21 protein-coding genes are annotated in these 22,122 nt (G+C 60.5%); 1 reads left to right on the top strand and 20 read right to left on the bottom strand.

Annotated features, from left to right (window positions below; all coding sequences use genetic code 11):
- Window positions 1-36 precede the first annotated feature (36 nt).
- Both P5W98_RS35360 and P5W98_RS35365 read right to left on the bottom strand, forming a co-directional pair.
- Complete coding sequence (locus P5W98_RS35360; protein ID WP_421028840.1) at window positions 37-1,101, bottom strand: glycine betaine ABC transporter substrate-binding protein; 1,065 nt, start codon at window positions 1,099-1,101, stop codon at window positions 37-39.
- Window positions 1,102-1,644: 543 nt separating this feature from the next.
- Window positions 1,645-2,895: an aromatic ring-hydroxylating oxygenase subunit alpha gene (locus P5W98_RS35365; RefSeq protein ID WP_421028841.1), complete on the bottom strand. Its 1,251-nt coding sequence runs from the start codon at window positions 2,893-2,895 to the stop codon at window positions 1,645-1,647.
- Window positions 2,896-3,445: 550 nt separating this feature from the next.
- On the opposite strand from P5W98_RS35365, the gene P5W98_RS35370 reads away from it, so the two are divergent.
- Window positions 3,446-3,715 carry a hypothetical protein gene (locus P5W98_RS35370; protein ID WP_421028842.1) on the top strand — a complete coding sequence of 90 codons (270 nt, stop codon included), beginning with the start codon at window positions 3,446-3,448 and terminating at the stop codon, window positions 3,713-3,715.
- A 328-nt stretch (window positions 3,716-4,043) separates the two neighbouring features.
- On the opposite strand, the gene P5W98_RS35375 is transcribed toward P5W98_RS35370, so the two are convergent.
- The 18 genes from P5W98_RS35375 to P5W98_RS35460 form a co-directional block, all read right to left on the bottom strand.
- On the bottom strand, window positions 4,044-5,381 hold the full coding sequence (locus P5W98_RS35375; RefSeq protein ID WP_421028843.1) for a spinster family MFS transporter: 1,338 nt from the start codon (window positions 5,379-5,381) through the stop codon (window positions 4,044-4,046).
- A gap of 29 nt (window positions 5,382-5,410) precedes the next feature.
- On the bottom strand, window positions 5,411-6,745 hold the full coding sequence (locus tag P5W98_RS35380; RefSeq protein WP_421028844.1) for an NAD(P)/FAD-dependent oxidoreductase: 1,335 nt from the start codon (window positions 6,743-6,745) through the stop codon (window positions 5,411-5,413).
- Between the two features lie 33 nt (window positions 6,746-6,778).
- The gene (locus P5W98_RS35385; RefSeq protein WP_421028845.1) at window positions 6,779-7,117 is read right to left on the bottom strand and encodes a hypothetical protein; all 339 of its coding nucleotides are present in this window, start codon (window positions 7,115-7,117) and stop codon (window positions 6,779-6,781) included.
- Window positions 7,118-7,603: 486 nt separating this feature from the next.
- Window positions 7,604-7,990, bottom strand: a complete 387-nt coding sequence (locus P5W98_RS35390) for a RidA family protein (protein WP_421028846.1) — start codon at window positions 7,988-7,990, stop codon at window positions 7,604-7,606.
- Window positions 7,991-8,044: 54 nt separating this feature from the next.
- Entirely contained in the window at window positions 8,045-9,259 is a 1,215-nt protein-coding gene (locus P5W98_RS35395; RefSeq protein ID WP_421028847.1) for an aromatic amino acid transaminase, read from the bottom strand.
- A gap of 53 nt (window positions 9,260-9,312) precedes the next feature.
- On the bottom strand, window positions 9,313-10,182 hold the full coding sequence (gene kynA / locus P5W98_RS35400; protein ID WP_421028848.1) for a tryptophan 2,3-dioxygenase: 870 nt from the start codon (window positions 10,180-10,182) through the stop codon (window positions 9,313-9,315).
- A gap of 43 nt (window positions 10,183-10,225) precedes the next feature.
- Window positions 10,226-10,867, bottom strand: coding sequence for an arylformamidase (gene kynB / locus P5W98_RS35405; protein WP_421028849.1), 642 nt, complete (start codon window positions 10,865-10,867; stop codon window positions 10,226-10,228).
- A gap of 22 nt (window positions 10,868-10,889) precedes the next feature.
- Window positions 10,890-12,134 (bottom strand): NAD(P)/FAD-dependent oxidoreductase, encoded by a 1,245-nt coding sequence (locus P5W98_RS35410; RefSeq protein ID WP_421028850.1) that lies wholly within the window; start codon window positions 12,132-12,134, stop codon window positions 10,890-10,892.
- The gene (locus tag P5W98_RS35415) at window positions 12,131-13,093 is read right to left on the bottom strand and encodes a VOC family protein (protein ID WP_421028851.1); all 963 of its coding nucleotides are present in this window, start codon (window positions 13,091-13,093) and stop codon (window positions 12,131-12,133) included. The genes P5W98_RS35410 and P5W98_RS35415 overlap by 4 nt, the downstream gene beginning before the upstream one ends.
- An 18-nt stretch (window positions 13,094-13,111) precedes the next feature.
- The gene (locus tag P5W98_RS35420; protein ID WP_421028852.1) at window positions 13,112-14,602 is read right to left on the bottom strand and encodes an aldehyde dehydrogenase; all 1,491 of its coding nucleotides are present in this window, start codon (window positions 14,600-14,602) and stop codon (window positions 13,112-13,114) included.
- An 89-nt stretch (window positions 14,603-14,691) separates the two neighbouring features.
- On the bottom strand, window positions 14,692-15,513 hold the full coding sequence (locus P5W98_RS35425) for an aspartate dehydrogenase (RefSeq protein WP_421028853.1): 822 nt from the start codon (window positions 15,511-15,513) through the stop codon (window positions 14,692-14,694).
- Window positions 15,506-17,173 (bottom strand): thiamine pyrophosphate-binding protein, encoded by a 1,668-nt coding sequence (locus P5W98_RS35430; protein ID WP_421028854.1) that lies wholly within the window; start codon window positions 17,171-17,173, stop codon window positions 15,506-15,508. The genes P5W98_RS35425 and P5W98_RS35430 overlap by 8 nt, the downstream gene beginning before the upstream one ends.
- On the bottom strand, window positions 17,166-17,963 hold the full coding sequence (locus tag P5W98_RS35435) for an SDR family oxidoreductase (RefSeq protein ID WP_421028855.1): 798 nt from the start codon (window positions 17,961-17,963) through the stop codon (window positions 17,166-17,168). The genes P5W98_RS35430 and P5W98_RS35435 overlap by 8 nt, the downstream gene beginning before the upstream one ends.
- Window positions 17,960-18,814: an IclR family transcriptional regulator gene (locus P5W98_RS35440; RefSeq protein WP_421028856.1), complete on the bottom strand. Its 855-nt coding sequence runs from the start codon at window positions 18,812-18,814 to the stop codon at window positions 17,960-17,962. Before P5W98_RS35440 ends, P5W98_RS35435 begins: the two co-directional genes overlap by 4 nt.
- Window positions 18,811-19,707, bottom strand: a complete 897-nt coding sequence (locus P5W98_RS35445; protein ID WP_421028857.1) for an alpha/beta fold hydrolase — start codon at window positions 19,705-19,707, stop codon at window positions 18,811-18,813. The genes P5W98_RS35440 and P5W98_RS35445 overlap by 4 nt, the downstream gene beginning before the upstream one ends.
- An 18-nt stretch (window positions 19,708-19,725) precedes the next feature.
- Complete coding sequence (locus P5W98_RS35450) at window positions 19,726-20,256, bottom strand: cupin domain-containing protein (RefSeq protein WP_421028858.1); 531 nt, start codon at window positions 20,254-20,256, stop codon at window positions 19,726-19,728.
- A gap of 25 nt (window positions 20,257-20,281) precedes the next feature.
- Entirely contained in the window at window positions 20,282-21,052 is a 771-nt protein-coding gene (locus P5W98_RS35455; protein ID WP_421028859.1) for an SDR family oxidoreductase, read from the bottom strand.
- A complete protein-coding gene (locus P5W98_RS35460) occupies window positions 21,045-22,115 on the bottom strand; it encodes a Rieske 2Fe-2S domain-containing protein (protein WP_421028860.1) in 1,071 nt (356 codons plus the stop codon). Before P5W98_RS35460 ends, P5W98_RS35455 begins: the two co-directional genes overlap by 8 nt.
- Window positions 22,116-22,122: the final 7 nt, after the last annotated feature.

Consider the following 22,122-nt stretch of genomic DNA (forward strand, 5'->3'; position numbering starts at 1 on the left):
TAAACCCGCAGCACAATCCGGCTGCGGGACTTCACGTCACTTCAGACTTGCCTCGACCTTCTGCGCGGCTTCGGCCGGGACCCAATTGGCGACGATCGAAGGATTAGCGTTCAGGAAGTCGACCGCAGCCTGGCGGGGATCGACCTTCTCCGTCGCCATTCGCGCAATGGTGGTGTTCAATGCGCCCATAGAAAACTGCACCTTTTCGAAGAGCGACATCAGCGCCGGATCGGCGTCTGCCAGCGAATTCGAAACAACGACGCGCAAAGACGTCGGAGGCGAAGCGGAACCACACGGGTTCGGATCCTTGCTTCCGTTGATGGTTTTCCAGCAGGCACCGTTGTACGCCGGCTCTTCCAGCTTGACGGCGTGGAAACGACCGAGGATGGTCGACGGCTCCCAGTAGTAGAACAGAATCGGCTTGCCTCGCGTGTAGGCCGATTCGATCGCCGCATCAAGTGCCGGCCCGGATCCCGGATGGAAATCTGTGTAGGCCGCGCCGATCTTGTAAGCCTTCATTTTCTGTTCGGTGTCGGACTCGCACTGCCAACCGATCGGACAGTTATACAGACGGCCATGGGATGGATCTTCCGGATCGGCAAACACCGATTTGTAACGCGGCAAATCGGCAACGCTCTTCAGATCCGGCGCAAGCGGCTTGATTCCCCGGGAAGCATCGCCTTTGATCACATAATCCGGGACGTAGTAGCCCTCCACGCTCCCGCCGTTGACAAGTGAGCCTACGATCTTCACCCGGCCGTCCTGAGCCGCCTTCTCATATGCCGGGGTACGGCCAGCCCAATACTCGACCATCACGTTCAGGTCACCGGTCGCAATTGCCTGCAACGCGATGGCATTCGTCGCAGTCATCAGGTCAGTCTTGCAACCGTAGCCCTTCTCGAGAACGTATCGAACCACTTCGGTCATAAATTTTGCGCTGTCCCAGCCCATTTCCGCGAACTTGACTGGCTTGGCTGCCTCACACCATGAGGAATGCGAAAGATCGGCTGCATGCGCCTGTGAACCCAACATCCCAACCACTCCGATCGCACACGCGGCAATTGCACGCGCCACTTTGAATGGGAGAACTCGCTTGAACATATTCCACTCCGCCCGATGATTGACCTGAATTCCCGGCTTCGCCTACCGCTGCTAGCGGCGCGGCCGGGCGAACGTACATTAATGATTGTCAAACGCCTGTTGGAAAGCGCGCTGACACCTTCCCTGCCAAAGCGCGGCCACGGTGGCCGGTAATACTTCGCCCCCTACTGCTGGCATCGTATGGAGCACAAAAAACGGCCTCAAACGAAATTCTGCGATGGCACTCATGCAAAATCGCATGCAGTTTCGGAGCGACCGTCCCGTAAACTTCCGCAGTTCGACCTGAACAACAAACAGCAGGCAAGCACGTAGCTGCATACCTTCGTCAGACACTCGGCGAAGCCCGTGCGGACCGGGACTATTCGAACCACAAGTGCCGCTATCGAGATCGACGACCCGTTTTGCCATTCCGCCGTCGACTTGACTACGCGACGAGACACTAAACGGCGGACCGTTGGCGTCCGAAATCTCGATCGTCGTTTCTCGACGGGAGCCTGCGCAATATGACTCCCATCGACGAAACAAGGAACGCCAATCCTCATATCACGCAGCCCGGACAGGAAGCGTCGGACTCGATCGCACGACGCCATCGCGCATCGCACCGAGATACCAGTCGATAAACGCGATCACGCCGCTTTCGGCGAGCGAAGAATATTCGCCTGGCTCGTAACCCACCGAATTGATGCCGAGCTGATTAGTCTCGACAAGTCGTTGATCCTGGGCGTTTGTGGCCTTCCAGACTACGGTAAGTGTTTCGAGATCGTAGTCAACGCCTTCGACAGCATCCTCGTGGACGAGCCACTTCGTCGTAACCTGCGTCTCGCGCGGACCGAGCGGTAACAGACGGAATGCGATCGCGTGATCTCCGAGCGCGTGATTCCACGTATTCGGGAACCGGAGCAAACGCAGGGACCCCACGTCCTGCTCTGGCAATGTTCCCATCACCCGCCTGCAGGCCGGTTCGCCCGTCATCGTGAACGACAAGCCGCGCTCCATTGCGGCCCGAATCAACCGGTATTCCGGAGCTTCTTCGACCGGGGCATACGGCAAGCCCGCGGCCGCCCAACGCGCCTCATCACGTGCAGTTTTCGCGGCGAACACCACTCCGTCGCTACCGTAACGGGGGTCGGTCGGGCCGTCGTACTCGGAAATCGTGCGCAACAGTTCCGGGTGGTTTGCCGTGCAGTGATAGCACTCCCGGTTGTTCTCGATCACGAGCTTCCAGTTGCCCTTCTCGACAATGGTCGACTCGAACGCGACCTTTGCGTTATCGATGCCATGCGGCGCAAGATAAGGCGTAACACGCTGGCTGAATGACGTGAAGTCTTGTGGTTCACGAGCGAGATTGATGAAGATGTATCCGGCCACGATCTCGCACGCGACAGGCCTCAACCCATGCTGCGACGCGTCGAACGATTCGCCCATGTTTCCGGCAAACGCCAGCTTGCCGTCGAGTCCGTAGGTCCACTGGTGATACGGGCAGGACAGCATGCGCGATGATCCGCGCTCGCCTGCGCAGATTCGAGAACCCCGATGACGGCACGTGTTGAAGAATGCCCGGATCGCGCCGTCGCGATCGCGAAGCACAACGATCGAACTCTCGCCGACATTCAAAGTGAACCAGTCCCCTGCCCGCTTGATCTCGCACGACAACCCGGCAAATAACCAGTGGCGCTCCCAGATCAACGCCATATCGGCGGCGAATAGACCCTCGTCCTTGTAGAACGCCTGGGGTAACGGGCGGCCGGGCACACAGGAGGCTAGCAGTGAGTTGAGTTTCAAGGAGTCGAACATTGAGCGTCCCGAGCATCTTTCGTTGCGCGCCGCTTCTTCCGGTGGCGCGGCGGCACAGGCGTGCCGCTGAGCGCATTTCATGACGACATAAAGACGAAGACAAACGACTATTTCTGGTCCGTTGCATGATAAATCGCATGCACGGTTCGTCAGTCGAGGACTACCCCGCTGCGTCAAGGGAAACGGCTGACCGACGCAATTGGCGGCCTACTGGCAAGCACACAATCTTCGGGTTATTCCCTAAATGGAAAGCTGGTCATTTTCGGTCAGACTATTTCACTAAGAGGCTGACAGGCGCGAGGTATGCCCCCCGATTCCCTTCCCAATGCCGCGAATCGTGAGTTAGTGCCTCATGCCCGCGGACTATCGCCATGACTCTTTACGGGCCGGAGCCCACGTGGCGTTCCAAGCAGAATAGCTGGTGTATCGTTTCATGCTTCGGGAACCTCCTTGACGAGGTGCCCATCGTCTTTGCAGACTGATTTGCAATCCGAATCACATTGACGATTGGTTCAATCCGCTTGGGTCATCCCATCGCCTTGCCACTATTGTGTCGGCCATCGCCACCTCGCAGCGCGCCAGCAAAAATGCCGCATGTCGCGACGCTTCATGTAAGACTGAAGTGCCGCAAGTCTGGCTGCACAAACGTAGCGCCACATTCGTGAAGGAGTGCGGGGTCATCTTTATCGGCAAGGCGATTGCTTCGCGCCTCGCGCAAAGACAACTGGGCAAGTCGGTGCTTGACGCAGGTGTGCGGTTCGAGGAAGCCAACGAAGCGCGTCCCATTCAATCTGCCTGTGCCACGCCGGCCGCACGGTGAAAGGGAGACGCGAACCTCAGAATGACAGACGGGAAGCATGCTGTGACCGTGACCTCGATGAGGCCAGGCAGATCGTCATCGGCGGGATGTATTCGCGGGCCAGCAATGCTGGGGGGCGGGAAGCCCCTCCGCCAATCGTCCGGCTTCGGGGCCAGAAGTAGCTGTGTTGCTGAAGAAATTTTGGTGCCCAGCGGCGAGACATCTGAACATGCGCGCACTGCTTACGCTGGTCAGTTCGCCAACAGCAGATGACGCGCACCGGGTATGTCGTTGAGAATACCAATGACGCGCCCGACCCACGATTGCCATGTATCGAGACGCCAGCACTTCAAGAGCCGTGTACCGACACACCGGGCATTTGCGCGGACGCCCTTTCCGATTCCTCGGCACGCATGTGGCGCGCAGCCAGATAGAAATGCCACGCTGCCCATAGACCTGTCAGGGATACCAGCACAAGTACATATCGGAGCGACTCGGCGGGATTCGCCACATGTGTTGCAAGGGTGTCCGAAAGAAATCCAACAGCCTGCGGCGCGATGACGAGATTCGCGACATTCGTGACGAACACGATAATGCCGACCACCTGGCCCCGCATGGCCGCAGGCGTGAGATTCTGGGCCAGGGACGCGGAGGGACCGATATACACGTAAATCGTGGGTATGAAAACCCAGAGCATAATGTGGGTTAAGGAAAGTGAGGGCGACGCGTAGGCAACGAACGAGGGTACCGTAGCCAACGCAGTGACCAACGCCACGAGCTTTGCCTGGGAACAACCCGACCGCGCACGGGGCCGACTCAGCACCAAAGCGGTACACAGCATTGCGAGTCCCCCTCCGGCACCGTGAATCACGCCAAGGATTTCGCCGGCGTCGCCGACACTCAGCTGAAAACTCCGGGCAAGAAACGACGGAGTCCACCAGACTAGCCCCCATCCCCAAAACGTAAGAACCGTTGTTCCGGTTATTACGTGAAATAGCGCTTTACAGTCACGAATGTGGCGCAAGGTTTCCTTGAGACCCGCGCGGTTCACTTCGCGTTCGGGCTTATCAAACACGCCGCGCCGTGGCTCTCTAAAACCAAGCATCAATATGATTGCCAGTGGAACGCCGAGACATCCGAACACGAGCAGGACTGCTCGCCATCCGTGATGGTCCGCGATCCATCCTCCTCCCGCCGATCCCATCAGCGCACCTACAGCAGCACCAACAGAGAAGAGGCTCATTGCCGTGCCACGCATCGACGGAGCAAATTTGTCTGCCAATAGTGAAACAGCACACGGCATACAACCTGCCTCACCGACACCAACGCCGAGCCGCGAGAGGAAGAATGTCAGCGCACTGCTGCTCGCGCCACACATGACCGTGAAGCCAGACCAGACAACTAATGCAACGCTGATCATGCGCTTGCGATTGACGCGGTCCGCAAGCAGACCTAATGGCAGGCTTAGCGTAACGTAGAACAACGCGATAGCCGTTCCGGTCATGAAGCCGACTTCGCTATCGGAGAGCTTGAACTCGTGCTTGATGGGCTCGATCAGCGTCGATACCACATAGCGGTCCGCGATGTTGACGGTGTAGACGAGCGTAAGAAGAAACAGCACCCACCATTTCGTGGCGCCACTTTCGCTTCCCGTCACTGCTGTTTGATAATGTGTCTCGCTCTTCATGTCTATGTATTTTCTCACTCTCGTATCTGCTACTTCTCAGAGCGGCCCTTCCACTTTTGGGCGGCCAGATAGGTTCTCACGCCGACATCCAGAAATGGTCGTCGCGGCAGCATGTCGGGCGAACCCAGGTCCATCATGTCACCAATTAGGGGATGTCCTGTATCGCAGGCTAGTTCAGCCACAAGCGCTCCCGCTGTGGTCTGTTTTGCGATCCCTACGCCGTTACAATTCACTGCAGCATAGATATTTTTTGAGAGTTGACCCCAGCCAGGAGCGCCATTCAGGCTCAGAGAAAGGTAGCCCGCCCAAAAGTGCTCGAGTGACACCTGCTGCAGCATCGGAAACCGGGCCTTGAACAGCACCTGGTGAGTACGCTTCATGCGCTCACGCAGCGATGCCGGGCAGCGTAGCGTCGGTGCAAACTGGAACCCATACCGGAACAGGATGCGGAAGTCCTTCGTGTACCGTATGGTCGCCCCCGCAATACCGTGGGCCGGTGTAACTCCCCAGTCAACGGTACCCCCAAGCTGGATTCGCTCCTCGTGCGTCAGAGGCCGCGAGAGGCTCGCAAAGAGGACGAACGGAAGCAGTTTCCTTTCGAAATACTTAAATCGATTGATGAACGCATTGTTCGTAAGCACCGCGTTTCGCGCGGAGAACCGTACGCCACCGGGCATTGTCGCTACGACCGTCGACCCGGACTCGAGGTCCATTACCGGGGAGTTCTCGAATAAATGCACGTTCGGAGGAAGTGAGTCGGCCAGACCACGCGAAAGGGCTGCCGGATTCAGGAGCCTTGTACCGGGCGTATAGATCGCTGAATCGTAGTATCGAGTGCCCAAGCGCTCGTGGAGCGCGTCGCCGCGCAAAACTTCATACGGTTCGTCCAGTGCATCGAGCTCCGCCGCCGTCGCGCCCAGAAGTGTACGAGCGATTTCAGGCGAGACTGCGCAGTCATAGCGCCCGCTCTTGCTCCACTGGCAATCTATCGCATTCACCCGGACCAACTCTTCAAGGGAATCGATCCCATAGCGACTCAGTCGCATGTATCGATGACCTTTTGCTGTGTTGTTGGGATCGTGATCGTTGTTGTGCGGAAGGTCAATGGCAAAGCCGGCGTTCCGACCGTGCGCGCCTTCTCCGACCTCCTGCGCATCGACGAGTGCAATGGAATGCGATGGGTTCAGGGTCGCCAGCCGTCTGGCTGCCGACAGGCCAGCATATCCCGCTCCAACCACAAGCCAGTCAAAGCTGGCTTCCTTTCGTGCTGGCTCTCGAGGAACGCGCTTGGGCAGGATCGCTGACCAGCCATTCGTCCTGTCGTCTGCAGGAAGCAGTTTTTCCGATGATACTGAAGCATTCATGCTGCAATCCGTTTGTGAGTTTCTGTACCTGCGTCAGTCGGCCGTTACGACGAAGAAGAACTCTGCGTCACTGCCTGAATAGGTGACGACCGAGCCCCGGCTAAGCGACAGAACGTCGCCCGCCTGAGCAACGAGCTGTGCGCCGTCGCAACTCACCCCGAAAGTCCCCTTGAGCACGTGAATCACTTCATCGTAATCGAGCGTCTTCGGGGGTGTCCGGCCGGCCTTCAGCCGACCAAATCCCGACGCCAGCGAGCTTCCGGCTGATTGCACTGCCCACGCGATGCCGCCGCCAGTATCTTCCGCACCGCCACGTACTTCCCACACAGCATCACCCGCACGAGTCAGTGCAGTAGTTCCAGAATCATTCATACGGAAATCACGGATATAGCCATTGGAATCGTCATTCTAGGAAGGCTCCACAAAGCGACGAAAGCGGAAATATCACATGCAAAGCATGCACAAATGTGTGGAATGGAGGGCGTGAACCTATCTGGGCCCGGGGGATCACCTGCGGGCAGGAAACTGCCTGCCAACCGAAGGGGTGATTCGGACGAACGTCCAGATACACCCCCAGCACACCCCCAGCCGCTATCTCGCCTCCACACAGATCGAATTGCGCAACAGTGGGCGAATGCTCCGGATTATGGCGCACGCTCTGTCTACAGAAATGGCGCCCGCTCTTATATCCGGCCCCTTTTTCGTTCGTCCTATGCAATGGAAAGCGCGGGGTGTGTGCCTCGTCCGGACGTCTTGCCATGCTGCCGGAGAGTCTGCGATTGTGAGACCGACCAGAAGCGCGGCGCCCCGGTCGTGGTAGCTACAGCCGCTGATAGCTGACCGCAGGCGCACATGCGCTCAGGCGTGGGAACTGAGTCCCACGTACGCAACGATCTCGATCAGCATGTCGGGATGAACAAAATCCTTGACAACAACGCTCGACCGATTTGGATAAGGCATTTGAAAAAACTCTCTATAAATCCGGTCGATAGTCGGCATATGGCCAGCGTCTTTCATATAGATCAATACCTGTGCAACATCCGGCATGACTCCTTGAGCTGCTTCCACAGCTCGCTGCAAATTTGAGAAAGTCAATCTGGCCTGCTCCTCAATATCGGCACCGCAAATTTTCCCGTCCATTGTCACCGGTCCGTGCGCAGTGAAAAGAAGTCCGCCGGCTTTGGTGGCCCAGGAAAAAGGTTGATTCAACTGAGGAAGACCTGTGTCGATAGTTTCGCGAAACATGGAAGGAAAATAGAGGTGTTGAAGGAGGAACCAGACTCGGCTGGTCCCCTGCTGTCAGATCAATGCGGCAGCCCGCTGCTTGATAACATCAGCAATGGCTTCGCCGACGTAACCGACGTTGTTATCGTTCAACCCCGCGACACAGATCCGGCCAGATTGAACGAGGTAGATCGACTTGTGCTCGCGCAAAACCTCAACTTCCTGAGAAGTCAGCCCGGTGTAGCTGAACATGCCGCGCTGATCCGTCAGATAGCGCGCGTCTACATCCGGCGCCAGCGCTTCAAGATCCGAACGCAGCTTTTGTCGCATCTCCTTCATGCGTCGTCGCATTGTCCCGAGTTCCAACTGCCAGTGACTCGACAACTCTGGATTGGTCAGGATGGTGCTGACCAGTTGAGCGCCAAATGCGGGAGGACTGGAATAGACCTGTCTGACCGTCGCTTTGAGCTGGCCAAGCACCCGCGACGCGTTCTGCGGATCGGAGCATACGATCGAGAGCGCACCCACACGTTCACCATAGAGCGAGAAGTTCTTCGAAAACGAATTGGTCACAATGACCTGAAGTCCAGCTTCGACCATACGACGGATCGCGGCGGCATCTTCGTCAAGCCCGTCGCCGAAGCCCTGGTACGCCATATCGACGAACGGCAAAAGGTTACGGCGCTTCAAAAGGTATATGACATCCGTGAACTGTTCTGCTGACAGATCCGCTCCGGTCGGGTTGTGACATGACGGCTGCAACAGCACAATGCTGCCCTCTGGCAGGCTATCGAGCGTCGAGATCATCGCGTCGAAATCGATGCAGTTCTTCTCGACATCGAAGTACGGATAGGTGTTAACCGTCAGTTTTGCAGACTCAAGCAGTACGCGGTGGTTATCCCATGTGGGGTTGCTGATCCATATGGCGCTTTCAGGCAGCCAGGCTTTTAGAAATCGTGCCGCGATGTGGATCGCACCCGAGCCGCCAACGGAATGAATCGTCGCAACACGTCCCGATTTCACCGCTTCGGAATCTCTTCCGAAGATGACTTCCTGGACAGCTGCCCGGTATGCCGTGTCACCTTCCATCGGGAGGTATGTGTGGGGCCTGGATGCAGCCTGGAGCATCGAAGCGGCATGCTTGACGGAATCCAGAACGGGAATTCTCCCCGCCTCATCATAGTAAAGACCGATACCGAGGTTGGTTTTGTCAGGTCGCTTGTCGGCTAAATACGCTTCCATGAGCGAGAGAATCGGGTCGCCAGGGTAAGCTTCAACGTGCTTGAACATTCCAGTAATCCAGTTTGAGTTTTGGCGTGTGCCTGCGAGGGCGAAAGCGAGAATCAGAGTTCGGTCCGAAGTTGCCAAAGTTCGGGGAACAGCACGATATCCAGCATCTTGCGGAGATACCCGACGCCCTCCGTACCACCCGTTCCACGCTTGAATCCAATGACACGTTCGACTGTCGTCAGATGCCGGAAACGCCATTGCCGAAACGAGTCTTCGATGTCCACAAGTTTTTCCGCCAACTGATACAGGTTCCAGAACTCCTGCGGATTGCGGTACACCTGCAGCCAAGCTCCGGCAACGGATGCGTTGTAACGTGTAGGCTGGGTCCAGTCTGCGTTGAGTCGATCGTGGTCAACAGAAAGGCCCGAGCGCGCCAGCAGCCTGATGCTCTCGTCATACAGGGACGGCGTTTCCAACGCCTCCTGGAGGAGCCCGAGACTTTCGGGACGATGCTCATGGGGGCGCAGCATCGTTGCGTTCTTGTTGCCCAGGATGAACTCGATCTCCCTGTACTGATAGGACTGGAAGCCCGACGACAAGCCGAGATAAGGCCTCATCGCCGTGTATTCCGGAGGCGTCATGGTCGCGAGAACGCTCCAGGCCTGGACCAGCTGATCCATGATCCGGGAGACACGCGCGAGCATTTTGAACACGGGCTGAAGTTCATCGCTGCGAACACCGATTCTTGAAGCACGCAACTCATGCAACATGAGTTGCATCCACAACTCGGACGTCTGATGCTGAACGATAAACAGCATCTCGTTGTGATCGGGAGAGAGCGGATGCTGAGCGCTGAGAACTTCATCGATGTGAAGGTAATCGCCATAGCTCATGGACTTTGAAAAATCCAGCTGTGCGTCGTGCCATGATTTTTCGACAGCAGATTCTGTGCCAGACTGATTTGCTGAGAATGGGCAACTCATTTGTATGCTCCGTCAGATATTGAAATCCAGAAGTCCGGGATCATCAATTCAATGTTCTTAGAATGGCTCGCACAGGACTCGCATCGAGATTGGAAAATTTCAGCGGAAGAGCAACAAGCTCATAGATTCCGTCTGGAACATCATCGAGAACAAGTCCCTCGAGAATTCGCATGTCGAAGCGCAATACCTGGTTATGCGCCAACATTTCTTTGGACGCTTCGGGGTCGAGAGAAGGTGTGTCGACACCAATCAGCTTGACCCCACGCAATGCCAGGTGCTCTATCGTCTCGGGGGCGATGGCTGTGAAATCTGAATCCCAGGATCGGGCCGCCACCTTTTGGTACGTTCGAATAAGTACCCGCTCGGGAATTTCGTTTCCAATACTCACAAGATCATCCGGCGTGATTGACGCTTTTCCTGACGGCACCCGGATAACACGACAAGGGCCAATATAAGGAGAAAGCTCTACCTCTCCGATGCATGCACCTTCAGCGTGATAGTGCCTCGGCGCATCGGTGTGCGCGCCGGTATGTGGCGACATCGTAAATCTGCCGACATTCACAGGGCTTCCGCTTTCCATGCTCCAAACCACGGACTCCTGGAATTCGGTGTCCCCGGGCCAAACAGGCATACCAGTCTGGATCGCCGGGCTGATATCAATGATTTTTTCCGTGCGCGTTGCCATCACACATTCTCCATGTCCGCTGTCATGACAGCGCCTTCGCCGAGTCCATAAGGGCGGCCCGGTCCATGGCGCGTCCCTGACTCATCCACTTTCGCGCGAGCTTCAGTTCCCGCGCATTGTTGATGGCGATGACCCCTCTTAACTGCTCATCGTTTCCGCGAAAAAATAGCGTCGCACGCTTCGCAGCGAGGTCGCCGCGCACGACAATGTCCGCGTCGGCCTGAAGATCGCCCAGAATCTGCAGGTTCACGTCGTACTGATCGGACCAGAACCACGGAATTTCCGCATACGGTGCATGCACGCCAAGCACGGCCTTCGCGGCCGCGATTGCCTGGTTCTGCGCGTTCGCCCACGATTCGAGCCGCACGCGCCGCTTCAGCCAGCCGTTGTGATGGTTCGCGACGTCGCCGCACGCGAAGATAGCCGGGTCGCTCGTTACGCCACATTCGTCAACAACAATACCGTCGGCAACCTCAAGCCCCGCGTCGCTTGCGAGCGACGCATTCAGCGCGAGACCGATTCCGGCCACCGCAAAATCAGCGTCAATCGTCGTGCCGTCGGCGAGCGTTGCACGCACCTGCGATGTGTCGCCCGGTTGCACATCGAGTGACGCGAGCGAAGCGCCCAGATGCACGTCGACTCCGTTTTCGCGGTGAAGGTTGAGCAGAAAATCCGACACGACCTGCGGCACCGAGCGTCCGCACAGCCGCGGCGCGCCTTCCACGACGATAGCCTCGACGCCGAGCTTGCGCGCGGCCGCAGCGACTTCGAGGCCGATCCAGCCGCCGCCAATGACGAGCACGCGCCGGCTCGCGCGCAGTTTCTCGCCAAGCGCGGCCGCTTCGTCAAGAGTGCGCAGGTAGTGCAGTTTCGGGGTCTTCACGATTGCGTCGGGCAGGCGGCGCGACGTCCCGCCGGTCGCGATCACCAGCCGGTCGTATTCGATCTCGCGGCCGCTTTCAGTTTTCACCACGCGGCGCGCGCGGTCGATCGATGCTGCACGTTCCGGCTGCCACGCCTCGACCTTCAGCGCGTCGAACTCGTCGGGGCGCACGACGCATAGGGTGTCGATATTTGCGTCTCCGGCAAGCACGGCCTTCGACAGTGGCGGACGCTCGTACGGCGGGTGCGGCTCGTCGGCAATCATCACGAGGCGACCCGCGAAACCTTCCGCGCGCAGCGTCTTCAGCACCCAGCCGGCGGCCTGACCGCCACCGATCACGACAACCGTGCCGCGCGCGGCCTGTTGCATGTTCGATTCGCTCATGATTTGCGCTCCGTCATGAACTTGCCTTCCGGCGCCTTCGCATTCTTCTGCCGACGCGTGCTTCCGTCGAGACCGCCGTCGACCGCCCATTCGGCGAACACTGTCGGGCCCGGCTCGAATTCGCGCGGTAACCAATCGGGCGTCAGCACGTCTTCGTCCGCGTAGTACTCGATCAGCGCGCCAGCGGGATTATGGAAGTACCAGAAGTACGCAGACGACACCGGATGACGTCCCGGTCCGAGCTGCGTTTGCCAGCCGCAGCGGTCGATGTGCATGCCGCCGCCGAACACCTCATGGATGTCACGTACGGTGAACGCGACGTGGTTCAAGCCGCGCTTGCCATTCGGTAGCGCAAGCAGGAACAGGTCGTGGTGGCCGCCATGCGGCGCGCAGCGCATGAACGCGCCGCGGCCCGGGTAACGATCCGACGTCTCGAAGCCGAGCAACTCGTGATAGAACTTTTCCTGTGTGTCGAGGCAGTTCGTGAAGAACACGACGTGGCCGACCTCGACCGGCTCGGCGCGCGCATAGATCGGACTCGGCTGATCGACGCGCACCGTCTGGCCCCACACGTTCGACGGCGAGCCGGTGATGTCGAGCGCGCGCTTGCGCGTCACTTCGATGCGGATCGCCATCCCGTTCGGATCGATGCAGCCGACCGCGTTGTCCTGTGCGTAATAGCCGGGCTGGCCAGCCAGCTTCGTGCGCAGCGCGTCGACTTCCTGCGGAGTCGCAACGCCCCACGTGACTTCGCGCAACGTCGGGCCCGCTTCGAACGCGGGCGGCAGCGACGGATCGTCGGCCTTGACGACCAGCACGGTGCAACCGTTCATCGTCTCGAAGCGTGCGCACATATCGTCGTGAGCTACTTCCTTCAACCCCCAGTCGGCGAAAAAATCCCGGCACGTCGCGAGGTCGTCGACGCCGTACGTGATCTGCTCGATACCCAAGATGCTCATTGCGTCATTCCCCTTCGCTCAATTCGCCCACGGCAGCGGCGCGTCGTTCAAGCCCCAGTAGAGGCTCTTCTGCTGCATGTATTCGCGGATGCCCAGACGCCCCTTCTCACGGCCCATCCCGCTCTCCTTCCAGCCCGAGAACGGAGTGGAGATCGAAAACAGCTTGTACGTGTTGATCCACACGGTGCCCGTTTCGAGCGCACGCGCGGTGCGCCACGCGCGCTTGTAGTCGCGCGTCCAGATGCCGGCGGCAAGACCGAACGCGCTGTCGTTCGCCTGCGCGATCAGCGACGCTTCGTCGTCGAACTGCATCGCGACCAGCACCGGCCCGAAGATTTCTTCCTGGCAGATGCGCGCGCTGTTCGGCAATCCTTCAAGAATCGTCGGCTGGTAGAAGAAGCCGTTCTCGCGCCCGTCGCCCGACGGGCGTTCGCCGCCGCACAACAGTCGCCCGCCTTCCTCGAGGCCGAGCGCCACGTAGCGCTCCACCGATTCGCGATGCCTGGCCGTGATCAGCGGCCCCATCTGCGTGTCGGGCCGCGTCGGGTCGCCCACGCGCAGCTTGCGCGCGCCCTCCACCAGACGCCGCATGAACGCGTCGTAGATCGAGCGCTGCACGAACAGCCGTGAACCCGCGATGCACGCCTCGCCCGACGAGCTGAAGATTCCGTACAACACGCCGTTGACCGCGTGATCGATATCGGCGTCGTCGAACACGATAGTCGGCGACTTGCCGCCGAGTTCGAGCGACACCGGCATCAGCTTCTCAGCCGCGATGCGCGCGATGCCGCGGCCCACGTCGGTGCCGCCGGTAAACGACACCTTCTTCACGAGCGGGTGACGCACGAGCACGTCGCCGATCACCGAGCCCTTTCCTGGCAGCACGCTAAGCACGCCTTTCGGCACGCCGGCCTCCTCGCAGATGCGCGCGAGCGCAAGCGACGCGAGTGGCGTGACTTCCGCCGGCTTGAGGACCACCGCGTTACCGCCCGCGAGCGCGGGCGCGAGTTTCTGCGCGTCGGAGGCGATTGGCGAGTTCCACGGCGTGATTGCCGCGACCACGCCGATCGGCTCGTAGACGCTCATCGTCAGGTAGTCGCCGCGCGACGGCGTCAGTTCTTCGTCGAGCGTTTCCAGGCACGCCGCGTAATAGCGGAACGTGTTCGCCGCGCTCGCCACCAGCACGCGCGTTTCGGCGATAGGCTTGCCGTTGTCGCGCCGCTGCAGGTTCGCCAGCGCTTCGTGGTGCTGCATGATGAGATCCGCGATGCGGTAGAGCACCAGCGCGCGCTGGTGCGGCTTCAGCTCGGCCCAGCCTGCGTGGCGCCAGGCCGCGTCGGCGGCCTCGACGGCTTCGGACGCGTCTTGCGCATTCGCCGTCGAGACTTCCATGTTCAGCGACTGGTCGGCCGGATAGATGCTTGCGTAAGGCGCGCCACGACCACGCCGCCACTCGCCGCCGATAAGGATGTCGCCGTTGGGTACAAGGCTCGTATCGAATTGACTCATTTCAGAGGTCCTACAAGTCTGTCTCTGCGCGCCCACCCCGCCATCGCGCAGGTGGGCGTTCAATTGCGTGAATTGCCTGAATTGCCCGGTCAGATCACGCAGCGAGCCGCGCGGTTGCGCAGCGCGCGGATCGCGCTGAAGGCCGTCAAGGCGGAAGTCTTGGGGTTATCGGGCAGCGGCATGCCGCTCATTTCGAGTGACATCTCCCCGAATGCGCCGCGTGCGGTGATCCTGTGCACGTTGCGTTCGACGGCGGGATCGGCGATCAGACGCACGCGCGTCGCGTCGAGGCCGAGGCCCGCGAGCGCGACCGTCGCCGCGACGTTCGCGTTCTTCGGATATAGTCGCGCAGCATCGCGCGCAGTGCCTTCGAAAATCACCCTCTCCTGGGTCATCGCGCGCAGGTCGCACAGATCCTCAGCTGGTGTACCGAGCCAGCCGAGCGGCGGCTTGCGGCCTGCATATAGCACTTCGTCAAGCCCTCCCTGCTTCGCAGCAGCGAGCGCGTCGATCCCGCCGATCGCGCCGGATAGCAGCGTCACCCTTGCGTCGCCCTCGTCGGCCGCCTTCGACAGTGCCTCGAAAAGCGCAAGATCCGACAGCGCACCGATAGAGGCGACAGCGCAGTCGATGCCCGACCTGAGCAACGGCACGACATGATCGAGGAGCGCACCGTGACCTGCGCATTCGAGTACGAACTCGGGGCGACGCGCGAGTGCATCGACCGACGACACGACTTCGACACCATCGCCAACCGCTTCGCGCACGGCAGACCATTGCTCCTCAGGGACAATCACGTGTGCGATGCGAAGCGCCGCGTCTTGTTCGACTGTCCGATAGACGGTCGCGCCAATTGCGCCAAAGCCAATCATCGCAATATCGACCGGTGCATGGGCATGTGAGTTATGCATACTTGTGCTCCTCGGGCGTTTCTTTCTTCACGGGAGGGCCGGCGAACGCGGATGCAAAGGAGCCGACCGACAACATGTCCACTTCGACCATCACCGGGCCCGACTTCGACATGCCTTCGCGAATGATCTCGTCGGCGTCGCCGAGCGACGTGATGCGATAGTGCGTGAGGCCGAAGCTCGCACAGAATTGTGCGAAATCCGGCTGATGCAGTTGCACGTAGCAGCGGCGACCGCCGTACTGGGCATCCTGGATGTTGCGGATTACGCCATAGCACTGATCATTCATCAGCACGATCATCACGTTCGCGTTTTCCTGGACGGCCGTCACCAGTTCGCCGACATTGACCATCAGGCCGCCGTCGCCGACGAGGCACACCGTTTTCTCGGCCACATCCGCGAGCGCCGCACCAATCGCCATCTGGATGCCTTGGCCGATGCCGCCTCCCAGCGCATGCACGCCCGCGCGCGGCTGGAAAATCTTCAGCATGCGGTTACCCCACGTGCTATTCGAGATGGTCACGTCGCGAACCCAGTTATAGTCGCGGCCCACTGCTTGTTGCAGGACGTCGACGAGACGCTTGTACGGACCGAGCCCCTTGCCCGTTTCAGCGACGGCAACTTCGCGCGTCGCTGCGAGATCGTCGGCAAAAGCCGGATCGATCTTCATGCGGCCTTCGAGGAGCGTCGCAAGTTGATCGAGCACAGCAGCCGCATCGCCGTGAATAAAGAGTTCGTTGCGATAGCCGCGGTTGTCGGCAAGCGCATCGGCATCGACACGGAACAGCGGTTGCGGCAGTGCGAGCTTGTACTTGAGCGTTTCGTTGCCGCGCAGACGCGAGCCAACCACGAGCAGCGCGTCGCAGGTCTTGTAGAACTTCTCGACGGCCGGCTGCACGTTGAACGCGCCTAACGTCGCGGGATGATCTTCGGGCAACACGCCGCGGCCCTGCACGCTCGTCACGATGGCAAAGCCGAGCTTGACGAGACGCTCGACCTGCGCGCGCGCATGACGGCTGCCGCCGCCGAGCCACAGCAACGGACGCTTCGCCTTCGAGAGTTCGTCGGCGAGTTGCTCAACACGCTTTACGTCGTGCGTGAGCGCGGTGATGTGCGGCGCGGTCATGTCGGCCGGCCACTCCACTTCTGCCGCCTGAATATCGATCGGAATTTCGACGCTGACGGGACCGCTCGGCGCCGTCTGTGCAACACGTGCAGCTTCACGCACAGTCGCAAGCGCCGTTTCGACCGAGCGCACACGAAATGCAGCCTTCGAAATTGCGCTCAACATCGTCAATTGGTCGGGCGCTTCGTGGATATACGCGAGGTCCTGATCCAGATACGGCGTCTCGATCTGGCCGGTAATGTGCAGCAACGCGGTGCCGGCCGTCAGCGCCTCCACCATCGCACCTGCGGCGTTGCCGGCCGCCGTGCCCGTGCTCGTGAAAGCGATGCCCAATCCGCCCGACACGCGTGCGAGACCGTCGGCCATATTTAGCGCGCCCGCTTCACCGCGTGCGCCAACGTAGCGGATCTTGCCGCGCGTGTTGATCGCGTCGAGGATCGGCATGTTATGAATCGAGATCACGCCGAAAGCGGTCTTGACGCCGCACTGCTCAAGAAAAGCGGCGATCAGTTCGCCGACGGTGGTTTTGTTAGACATGACGTGCAACGCCTCCGGAAACATCAATGTGGCTTCCCGTCGTATACGACGACAAGGGTGTAGCGAGATAAAAGAGCGCCTGTGCGGCTTCTTCAGGACGGCCGAAGCGGCCGAGCGGAATGTTCTTCTTGCGTGCGAGCGCGCTCGTCCAGTCGTCCCAGCTTTCCCCGGGCTGCGCCTGTGTTTCGTAGCGGCGGCGCCATTGACCTGACTCGACGATGCCAATCAGGATCGAATTGACGCGAATGCGCTGCGGCGCAAGTTCGGTCGCGAGTGATTTCACGAGGCTCAGCACCCCGGCACGCGCCGAGGAGGTCGCGACCATATGTGGCTCCGGCTGCAATGCCAGGAGCGAGTTGACGCAGGTAATCGTGGGTTCGGGCGTGTCTCGCAGCATCGGCAGGAATGCGCGCGTCGGCCGGATGATGCTGAAATACTTCAGATTCAGTTCTTCCCGCCATGCGTCGTCGTTCGTGTCGGCGAACGTCGACACGCGGCCCTGACCAGCGTTGTTAATCAGCATCTCAGCGTGGCCGAAGCGCGTAGACACGGCCTGTGCGAAGTCAGCGACATCGCACTCATCGAGCACGTCGCAGCGTGCGGCAAGCAACTGTCCGTCCGGAAAGCTGTCGCGCAGCAGGGCTTCAGCCCGCGCAAGACGCTCGCCATCCCGGCCGCAAATGGCGACCGACGCGCCCGCCTGCAGAAGCAGTTCAGCCGTCGCGAGCCCGATGCCGGACGAGCCGCCCGTGACGACCGCGACCCGGCCGCTCAAATCGATCTCTATCATCTCAGTCCCAAAGCTTTAAGAAACGTGTGCCCGCTATCCGAGCGGTAGTTGAGCCGCCGCGACAGTTCCGCCGCTGCGCTTTGTACCTTGTCGATCAGGCCGTCCTCGATCAGTGTCGAGTCGATCTCAGGGCGCGGTACCGTCACCGTGATACATGCAACGACCCGCTGCGTGTGGTTGCGTACCGGCGCTGTGACGACTGAAATACCTTGTTCAAATGCCGAATTCCCAAGCGCATAACCGCGCAGCGCGTGTCCGCTCACCACATCAAACAAAGTATCTACGGTCTCCGGTGTCGCCTTCGTCAGGCGTTCGAGTTGTCCCTCGGGATACAAGACTCGCAATTCCTTCAGTGACAGGTCGCCCATGAGCACATGACCATGCGTTGACGCATGCGCTGGCAGCCGCGTGCCAACGTTTACCCAGATCGAGCCAAAACCCGGAGCGTGGCTTTGCGCCTTCGCTACGAAGACCACCTCCCGGCCGTCACGCACGACGATATGCGTCGTAAAGCCAGTCGAGTCGCGCAGGCTCTCGATCACGGGCAGGCCGAGATCGGTCAGCTCGAGCGAACTCAGGTACTCGAACCCGAGCCGCAACACTGCTATCCCCAGCTTGTAGTTGCGCTCCCTGTCGATGCGCTCGATAAAGCCCAGCGATTCGAGTGTCTGCAGCAGACGAAATACCGTTGTGCGTGGAATATCAAGTCGCTTCGATAACTCCGGCGCACCGAGCACGGGTTCGCGTGGTGAAAATTCAGTGAGAATCCGCAGACCTCGCTCAAGACCCGGCACTAGATAGTTCGCCTCGCTTTTTCCAACCGCGACCTCTTCCCTCAACGGTTCGCTCATGCCGCGCTCCGTTGTGTGTCGCACTGGCGGCAAAACGACCCGATCAGCTTGGAATACGGGCCAGGCGCTTCGACGTAGCCTGCGTGCCCGGCCTGTGCAATCACCTGCAGTTCGATGTGTGCGGCGGCTGCGATTCGCTGGCATTCGGTGGGCGGCGTGATTGCATCGTTCGCCCCGACGGCCACCGCTATATGGCCGCAGAAGCCCTCAAGTTCGGATGCGAGATCAGCATTGGCAAGCAAGTGCGTCGCCTGCGCGTAGCCGGCGGGCACAATGCGCGCCATGTTCCAGCGCACCCATGCACGTGCATCCTCTTTCGCGAAGGGCGACAGCATGTTGCCGCTGCGCTGCTCCGCAAGCCCGGCCGGTCCAAGCTCAGCGAGCATCGCTAGCCGCGCGTCGCGGCGGGACTCGCGCGTTGCGGCTGGCGAACTGCCATAGCCACCCGCGGGCGAGATAAGCAGCAGCCCGGCGATCCGCCCAGGCGTCGCGCGGGCGAAAGCGCCCGCAACGATCGCACCGAGTGAATGCCCGACCAGCACACAGCGTTCGATGCTGAGTGCCTCGAGCCACGCGTTCAGCGATGCTGCGTACTGGGAGGCGGCGGGTGACGCGCCATGCACGGGCGTCGAAACGCCGTAACCGGGCGCATCCCACGCGAGCACGCGCCGCGAAGCGCCGAGCGCGTCGAGCTGGCGCACCCAGGATGCGGCACCCGAGCCGATCCCATGCAACAGCACGACGGGGAACGCGTGATCAGCATGCTCAGCGCCGGCCTCACGGTAGCCGATCGTGCCAGCCACGCCAGTTGCACAGCGTTGCTCGGGAAACTGCTCGAGCAGCGCTGTGAACTCCGCGGCACAGTCGCGTTCCCGTTTATCGATGACACTCATAGCTTCGCCCGACTCGCCTTAGCGCTTGATCTTCGCGAGCGGCGAATCTGGAGGATATGTCGGCGTAACAGGCTTCGGCGAGCCGAGCATCACGCACATCAGCGCGTCTTCCTCGCCGATGTTGATTTCCGTGCGATACACGCCCGGCGGCACCGAAATCAGGTCGCGCTCGCCGAGGATCGCTTCCCAGATCTCGCCTTCGCGCCGCTCGCAGATCACCTTCATCTTGCCGCGCAGCACGAAGAAGATTTCCTCGACGTCGATATGAATGTGGCTCGGGCCGATGTTGCCGGCAGGAATCACCATCGTAGAGAACGTGAAGCCGCCCGCGGGCACCGCATTCATGTCCTTCGCAACACCCGTGCCGCCCGTGCCCACATAGCGCATCTGAGCGCGGCGGTACTTCGGGTCGTAGTCGGCCTGGAATTTCAGTGCGTCCCAGTCGTAGCGCCGCGTCGCATAGCGCGCGACGCGCCCTTCCATCCAGTCGCCAAAGCTTGTGCCTTCCGGCTGGTCCCACGACTTGCGTTCGAGATCGGCGTCCGCCATCGTCATCTCCTTCAGAGTGAAAAGTTCAGTTCATCACGAAGCCGCCGTTCACCGGCAGCAATTGGCCGGTCACGAAGCGCGCGGCGTCCGACAGCAGGAAAAGGACAGGGCCCGTCACATCCTCGGGCATCTGCGCCCGCGTCAACGCGCGACCCTGCATGTAGAACGCATGCCGCTCGGCCGGAACGTAGGCCGTCGCCTCGACTTCGGTCAGCCCCGGCGCGATCGCATTGACCGTTACGCCATGAGTGCCGAACTCGCGCGCCAGCGCATGCGTCATCGCAATTACCGCGCCCTTGCTGGCGACGTACGCGAGCAGCTTCGGCGCACCCCACAACGCTGTGTCCGATGCAAGGTTCACAATCGCTCCGCGACCCGACTGCGCGAGGTGCGGCAGCGCCGCATTGCTGACGAGCCATGCTCCACGCACGTTCACGTTCATTACGGCGTCCCAGGTCGACACATCGAGTTCCGTCGACAACTTGCCGCCCGAGTTCGTGATCGCCGCGTTATTGATCAGCGCATCGATGCCGCCGAGCGCCGCGGCGCCCTGCGCGACGAATGTGTCGACGCTCACCGGATCGGCGAGGTCGAGCGCGAAAAAATGCGCAGCATGGGCTGCTTCCGAAAGCTGCGAAGCGAGCGCAAGTCCTTCGTCGGCCAGCACGTCGCCGAATGCGACCTGCGCACCCGCTTCGACGAGCGCCTTCACGAACGCTGCGCCGAGACCACGTGCGCCACCCGTCACGAGCACGCGGAGACCCCTGAGCGACACGACCGGTGCGGGCTCAACCATTCGCGGTCTCCGAAGCCGTCCGCATCGCGCGGTGTGCATCGAGCGCGGACAGGTGCTCCTGCGCGCGCTGGCGCAGCATCCGGCGCACACGCGTGATCCCAACGTCGTGCTGGTACAGGTATTCGTGATCGCGCGCGTTTGGCGCGAGGCTTTCGAGAACGTAGCGATCCTGCTCAAGAACCGCCCAGTGCAAACCCTCCAGGCGATTTGGATACAGGAAGCGCCACACGTCGCGCTGCCAGCCGCTAACCTTGCGCGTCCGCCAGAAATAGACCTGACAATGGTCGTCGTCCACAGGCGTCGCGAATCCAACGATCCCGAAGCTGCCACCAGGGCCGAACTTCTGTTTGTACGGAATCGCGAGGCGCATCCACAGGCAACCGGTTTCGCCGAGCTCGACCCAATCGAAGTTCACGTCGCGCTGGCCGGTCTTCTCGAACATCAGACCCGTTTCCGTCTTGCGCACTCGCATGTCGGCCTGCTTGTCGCCTTCGGCCATCGAGTGCGACGTTGCGTGCAGGTACGCGCCGTGCATCGGGTCCATCACGTTGTCGATGGCGTATTGGTAGTTGCAGTTCCAGTTCGACACGCACAGGAAGTGCGCGTACTCGTCGGCGACCAGTTCCTCGGGCAGGTTCAGAGGTGCCGGCTCGCCGTGCGCTTCGTCGCCGAACCACAGGAAGATCGCACCGGCCTTTTCCTGGACCGGGTACGACTTCACACACTTCGCGCCCTCGAGCGGACAGTTCGCAACTGCCGGGACCTTGTTGACCGTACCGCCGCCATCGACTTCGATGCCGTGATACCAGCATGCGAGGTTGCCACCGAGGTTCCATCCCAATGACAGACGCGCGCCTCGGTGCGGGCAGCGATCTTCGAGCGCGTGGACCTTGCCATCGTGGTCGCGCCACAGCACGATCTGCTCGGACAGGCGCGTGAGCCCGACGGGCGCAGTGGACACCTGCCAGCTCGGCGCGACGGGATACCAGTAGTTCTTGATGCCGCGGTCGAGGTAGTTACGGACCGGGTCATGTTGGGTTGCGTGTTCTGCGGGGGACGTCATCAGTGTG

The sequence above is a fragment of the Paraburkholderia sp. A1BS-2L genome (assembly GCF_051125205.1).
Classification (GTDB): domain Bacteria; phylum Pseudomonadota; class Gammaproteobacteria; order Burkholderiales; family Burkholderiaceae; genus Paraburkholderia.

Coding starts and splice junctions, on each gene's coding strand:
- P5W98_RS35360 (WP_421028840.1), bottom strand. CDS start 1,101: ATGTTCAAGCGAGTTCTCCCATTCAAAGTGGCGCGTGCAATTGCCGCG.
- P5W98_RS35365 (WP_421028841.1), bottom strand. CDS start 2,895: ATGTTCGACTCCTTGAAACTCAACTCACTGCTAGCCTCCTGTGTGCCC.
- P5W98_RS35375 (WP_421028843.1), bottom strand. CDS start 5,381: ATGAAGAGCGAGACACATTATCAAACAGCAGTGACGGGAAGCGAAAGT.
- P5W98_RS35380 (WP_421028844.1), bottom strand. CDS start 6,745: ATGAATGCTTCAGTATCATCGGAAAAACTGCTTCCTGCAGACGACAGG.
- P5W98_RS35385 (WP_421028845.1), bottom strand. CDS start 7,117: ATGAATGATTCTGGAACTACTGCACTGACTCGTGCGGGTGATGCTGTG.
- P5W98_RS35390 (WP_421028846.1), bottom strand. CDS start 7,990: ATGTTTCGCGAAACTATCGACACAGGTCTTCCTCAGTTGAATCAACCT.
- P5W98_RS35395 (WP_421028847.1), bottom strand. CDS start 9,259: ATGTTCAAGCACGTTGAAGCTTACCCTGGCGACCCGATTCTCTCGCTC.
- kynA (WP_421028848.1), bottom strand. CDS start 10,182: ATGAGTTGCCCATTCTCAGCAAATCAGTCTGGCACAGAATCTGCTGTC.
- kynB (WP_421028849.1), bottom strand. CDS start 10,867: ATGGCAACGCGCACGGAAAAAATCATTGATATCAGCCCGGCGATCCAG.
- P5W98_RS35410 (WP_421028850.1), bottom strand. CDS start 12,134: ATGAGCGAATCGAACATGCAACAGGCCGCGCGCGGCACGGTTGTCGTG.
- P5W98_RS35415 (WP_421028851.1), bottom strand. CDS start 13,093: ATGAGCATCTTGGGTATCGAGCAGATCACGTACGGCGTCGACGACCTC.
- P5W98_RS35420 (WP_421028852.1), bottom strand. CDS start 14,602: ATGAGTCAATTCGATACGAGCCTTGTACCCAACGGCGACATCCTTATC.
- P5W98_RS35425 (WP_421028853.1), bottom strand. CDS start 15,513: ATGCATAACTCACATGCCCATGCACCGGTCGATATTGCGATGATTGGC.
- P5W98_RS35430 (WP_421028854.1), bottom strand. CDS start 17,173: ATGTCTAACAAAACCACCGTCGGCGAACTGATCGCCGCTTTTCTTGAG.
- P5W98_RS35435 (WP_421028855.1), bottom strand. CDS start 17,963: ATGATAGAGATCGATTTGAGCGGCCGGGTCGCGGTCGTCACGGGCGGC.
- P5W98_RS35440 (WP_421028856.1), bottom strand. CDS start 18,814: ATGAGCGAACCGTTGAGGGAAGAGGTCGCGGTTGGAAAAAGCGAGGCG.
- P5W98_RS35445 (WP_421028857.1), bottom strand. CDS start 19,707: ATGAGTGTCATCGATAAACGGGAACGCGACTGTGCCGCGGAGTTCACA.
- P5W98_RS35450 (WP_421028858.1), bottom strand. CDS start 20,256: ATGGCGGACGCCGATCTCGAACGCAAGTCGTGGGACCAGCCGGAAGGC.
- P5W98_RS35455 (WP_421028859.1), bottom strand. CDS start 21,052: ATGGTTGAGCCCGCACCGGTCGTGTCGCTCAGGGGTCTCCGCGTGCTC.
- P5W98_RS35460 (WP_421028860.1), bottom strand. CDS start 22,115: ATGACGTCCCCCGCAGAACACGCAACCCAACATGACCCGGTCCGTAAC.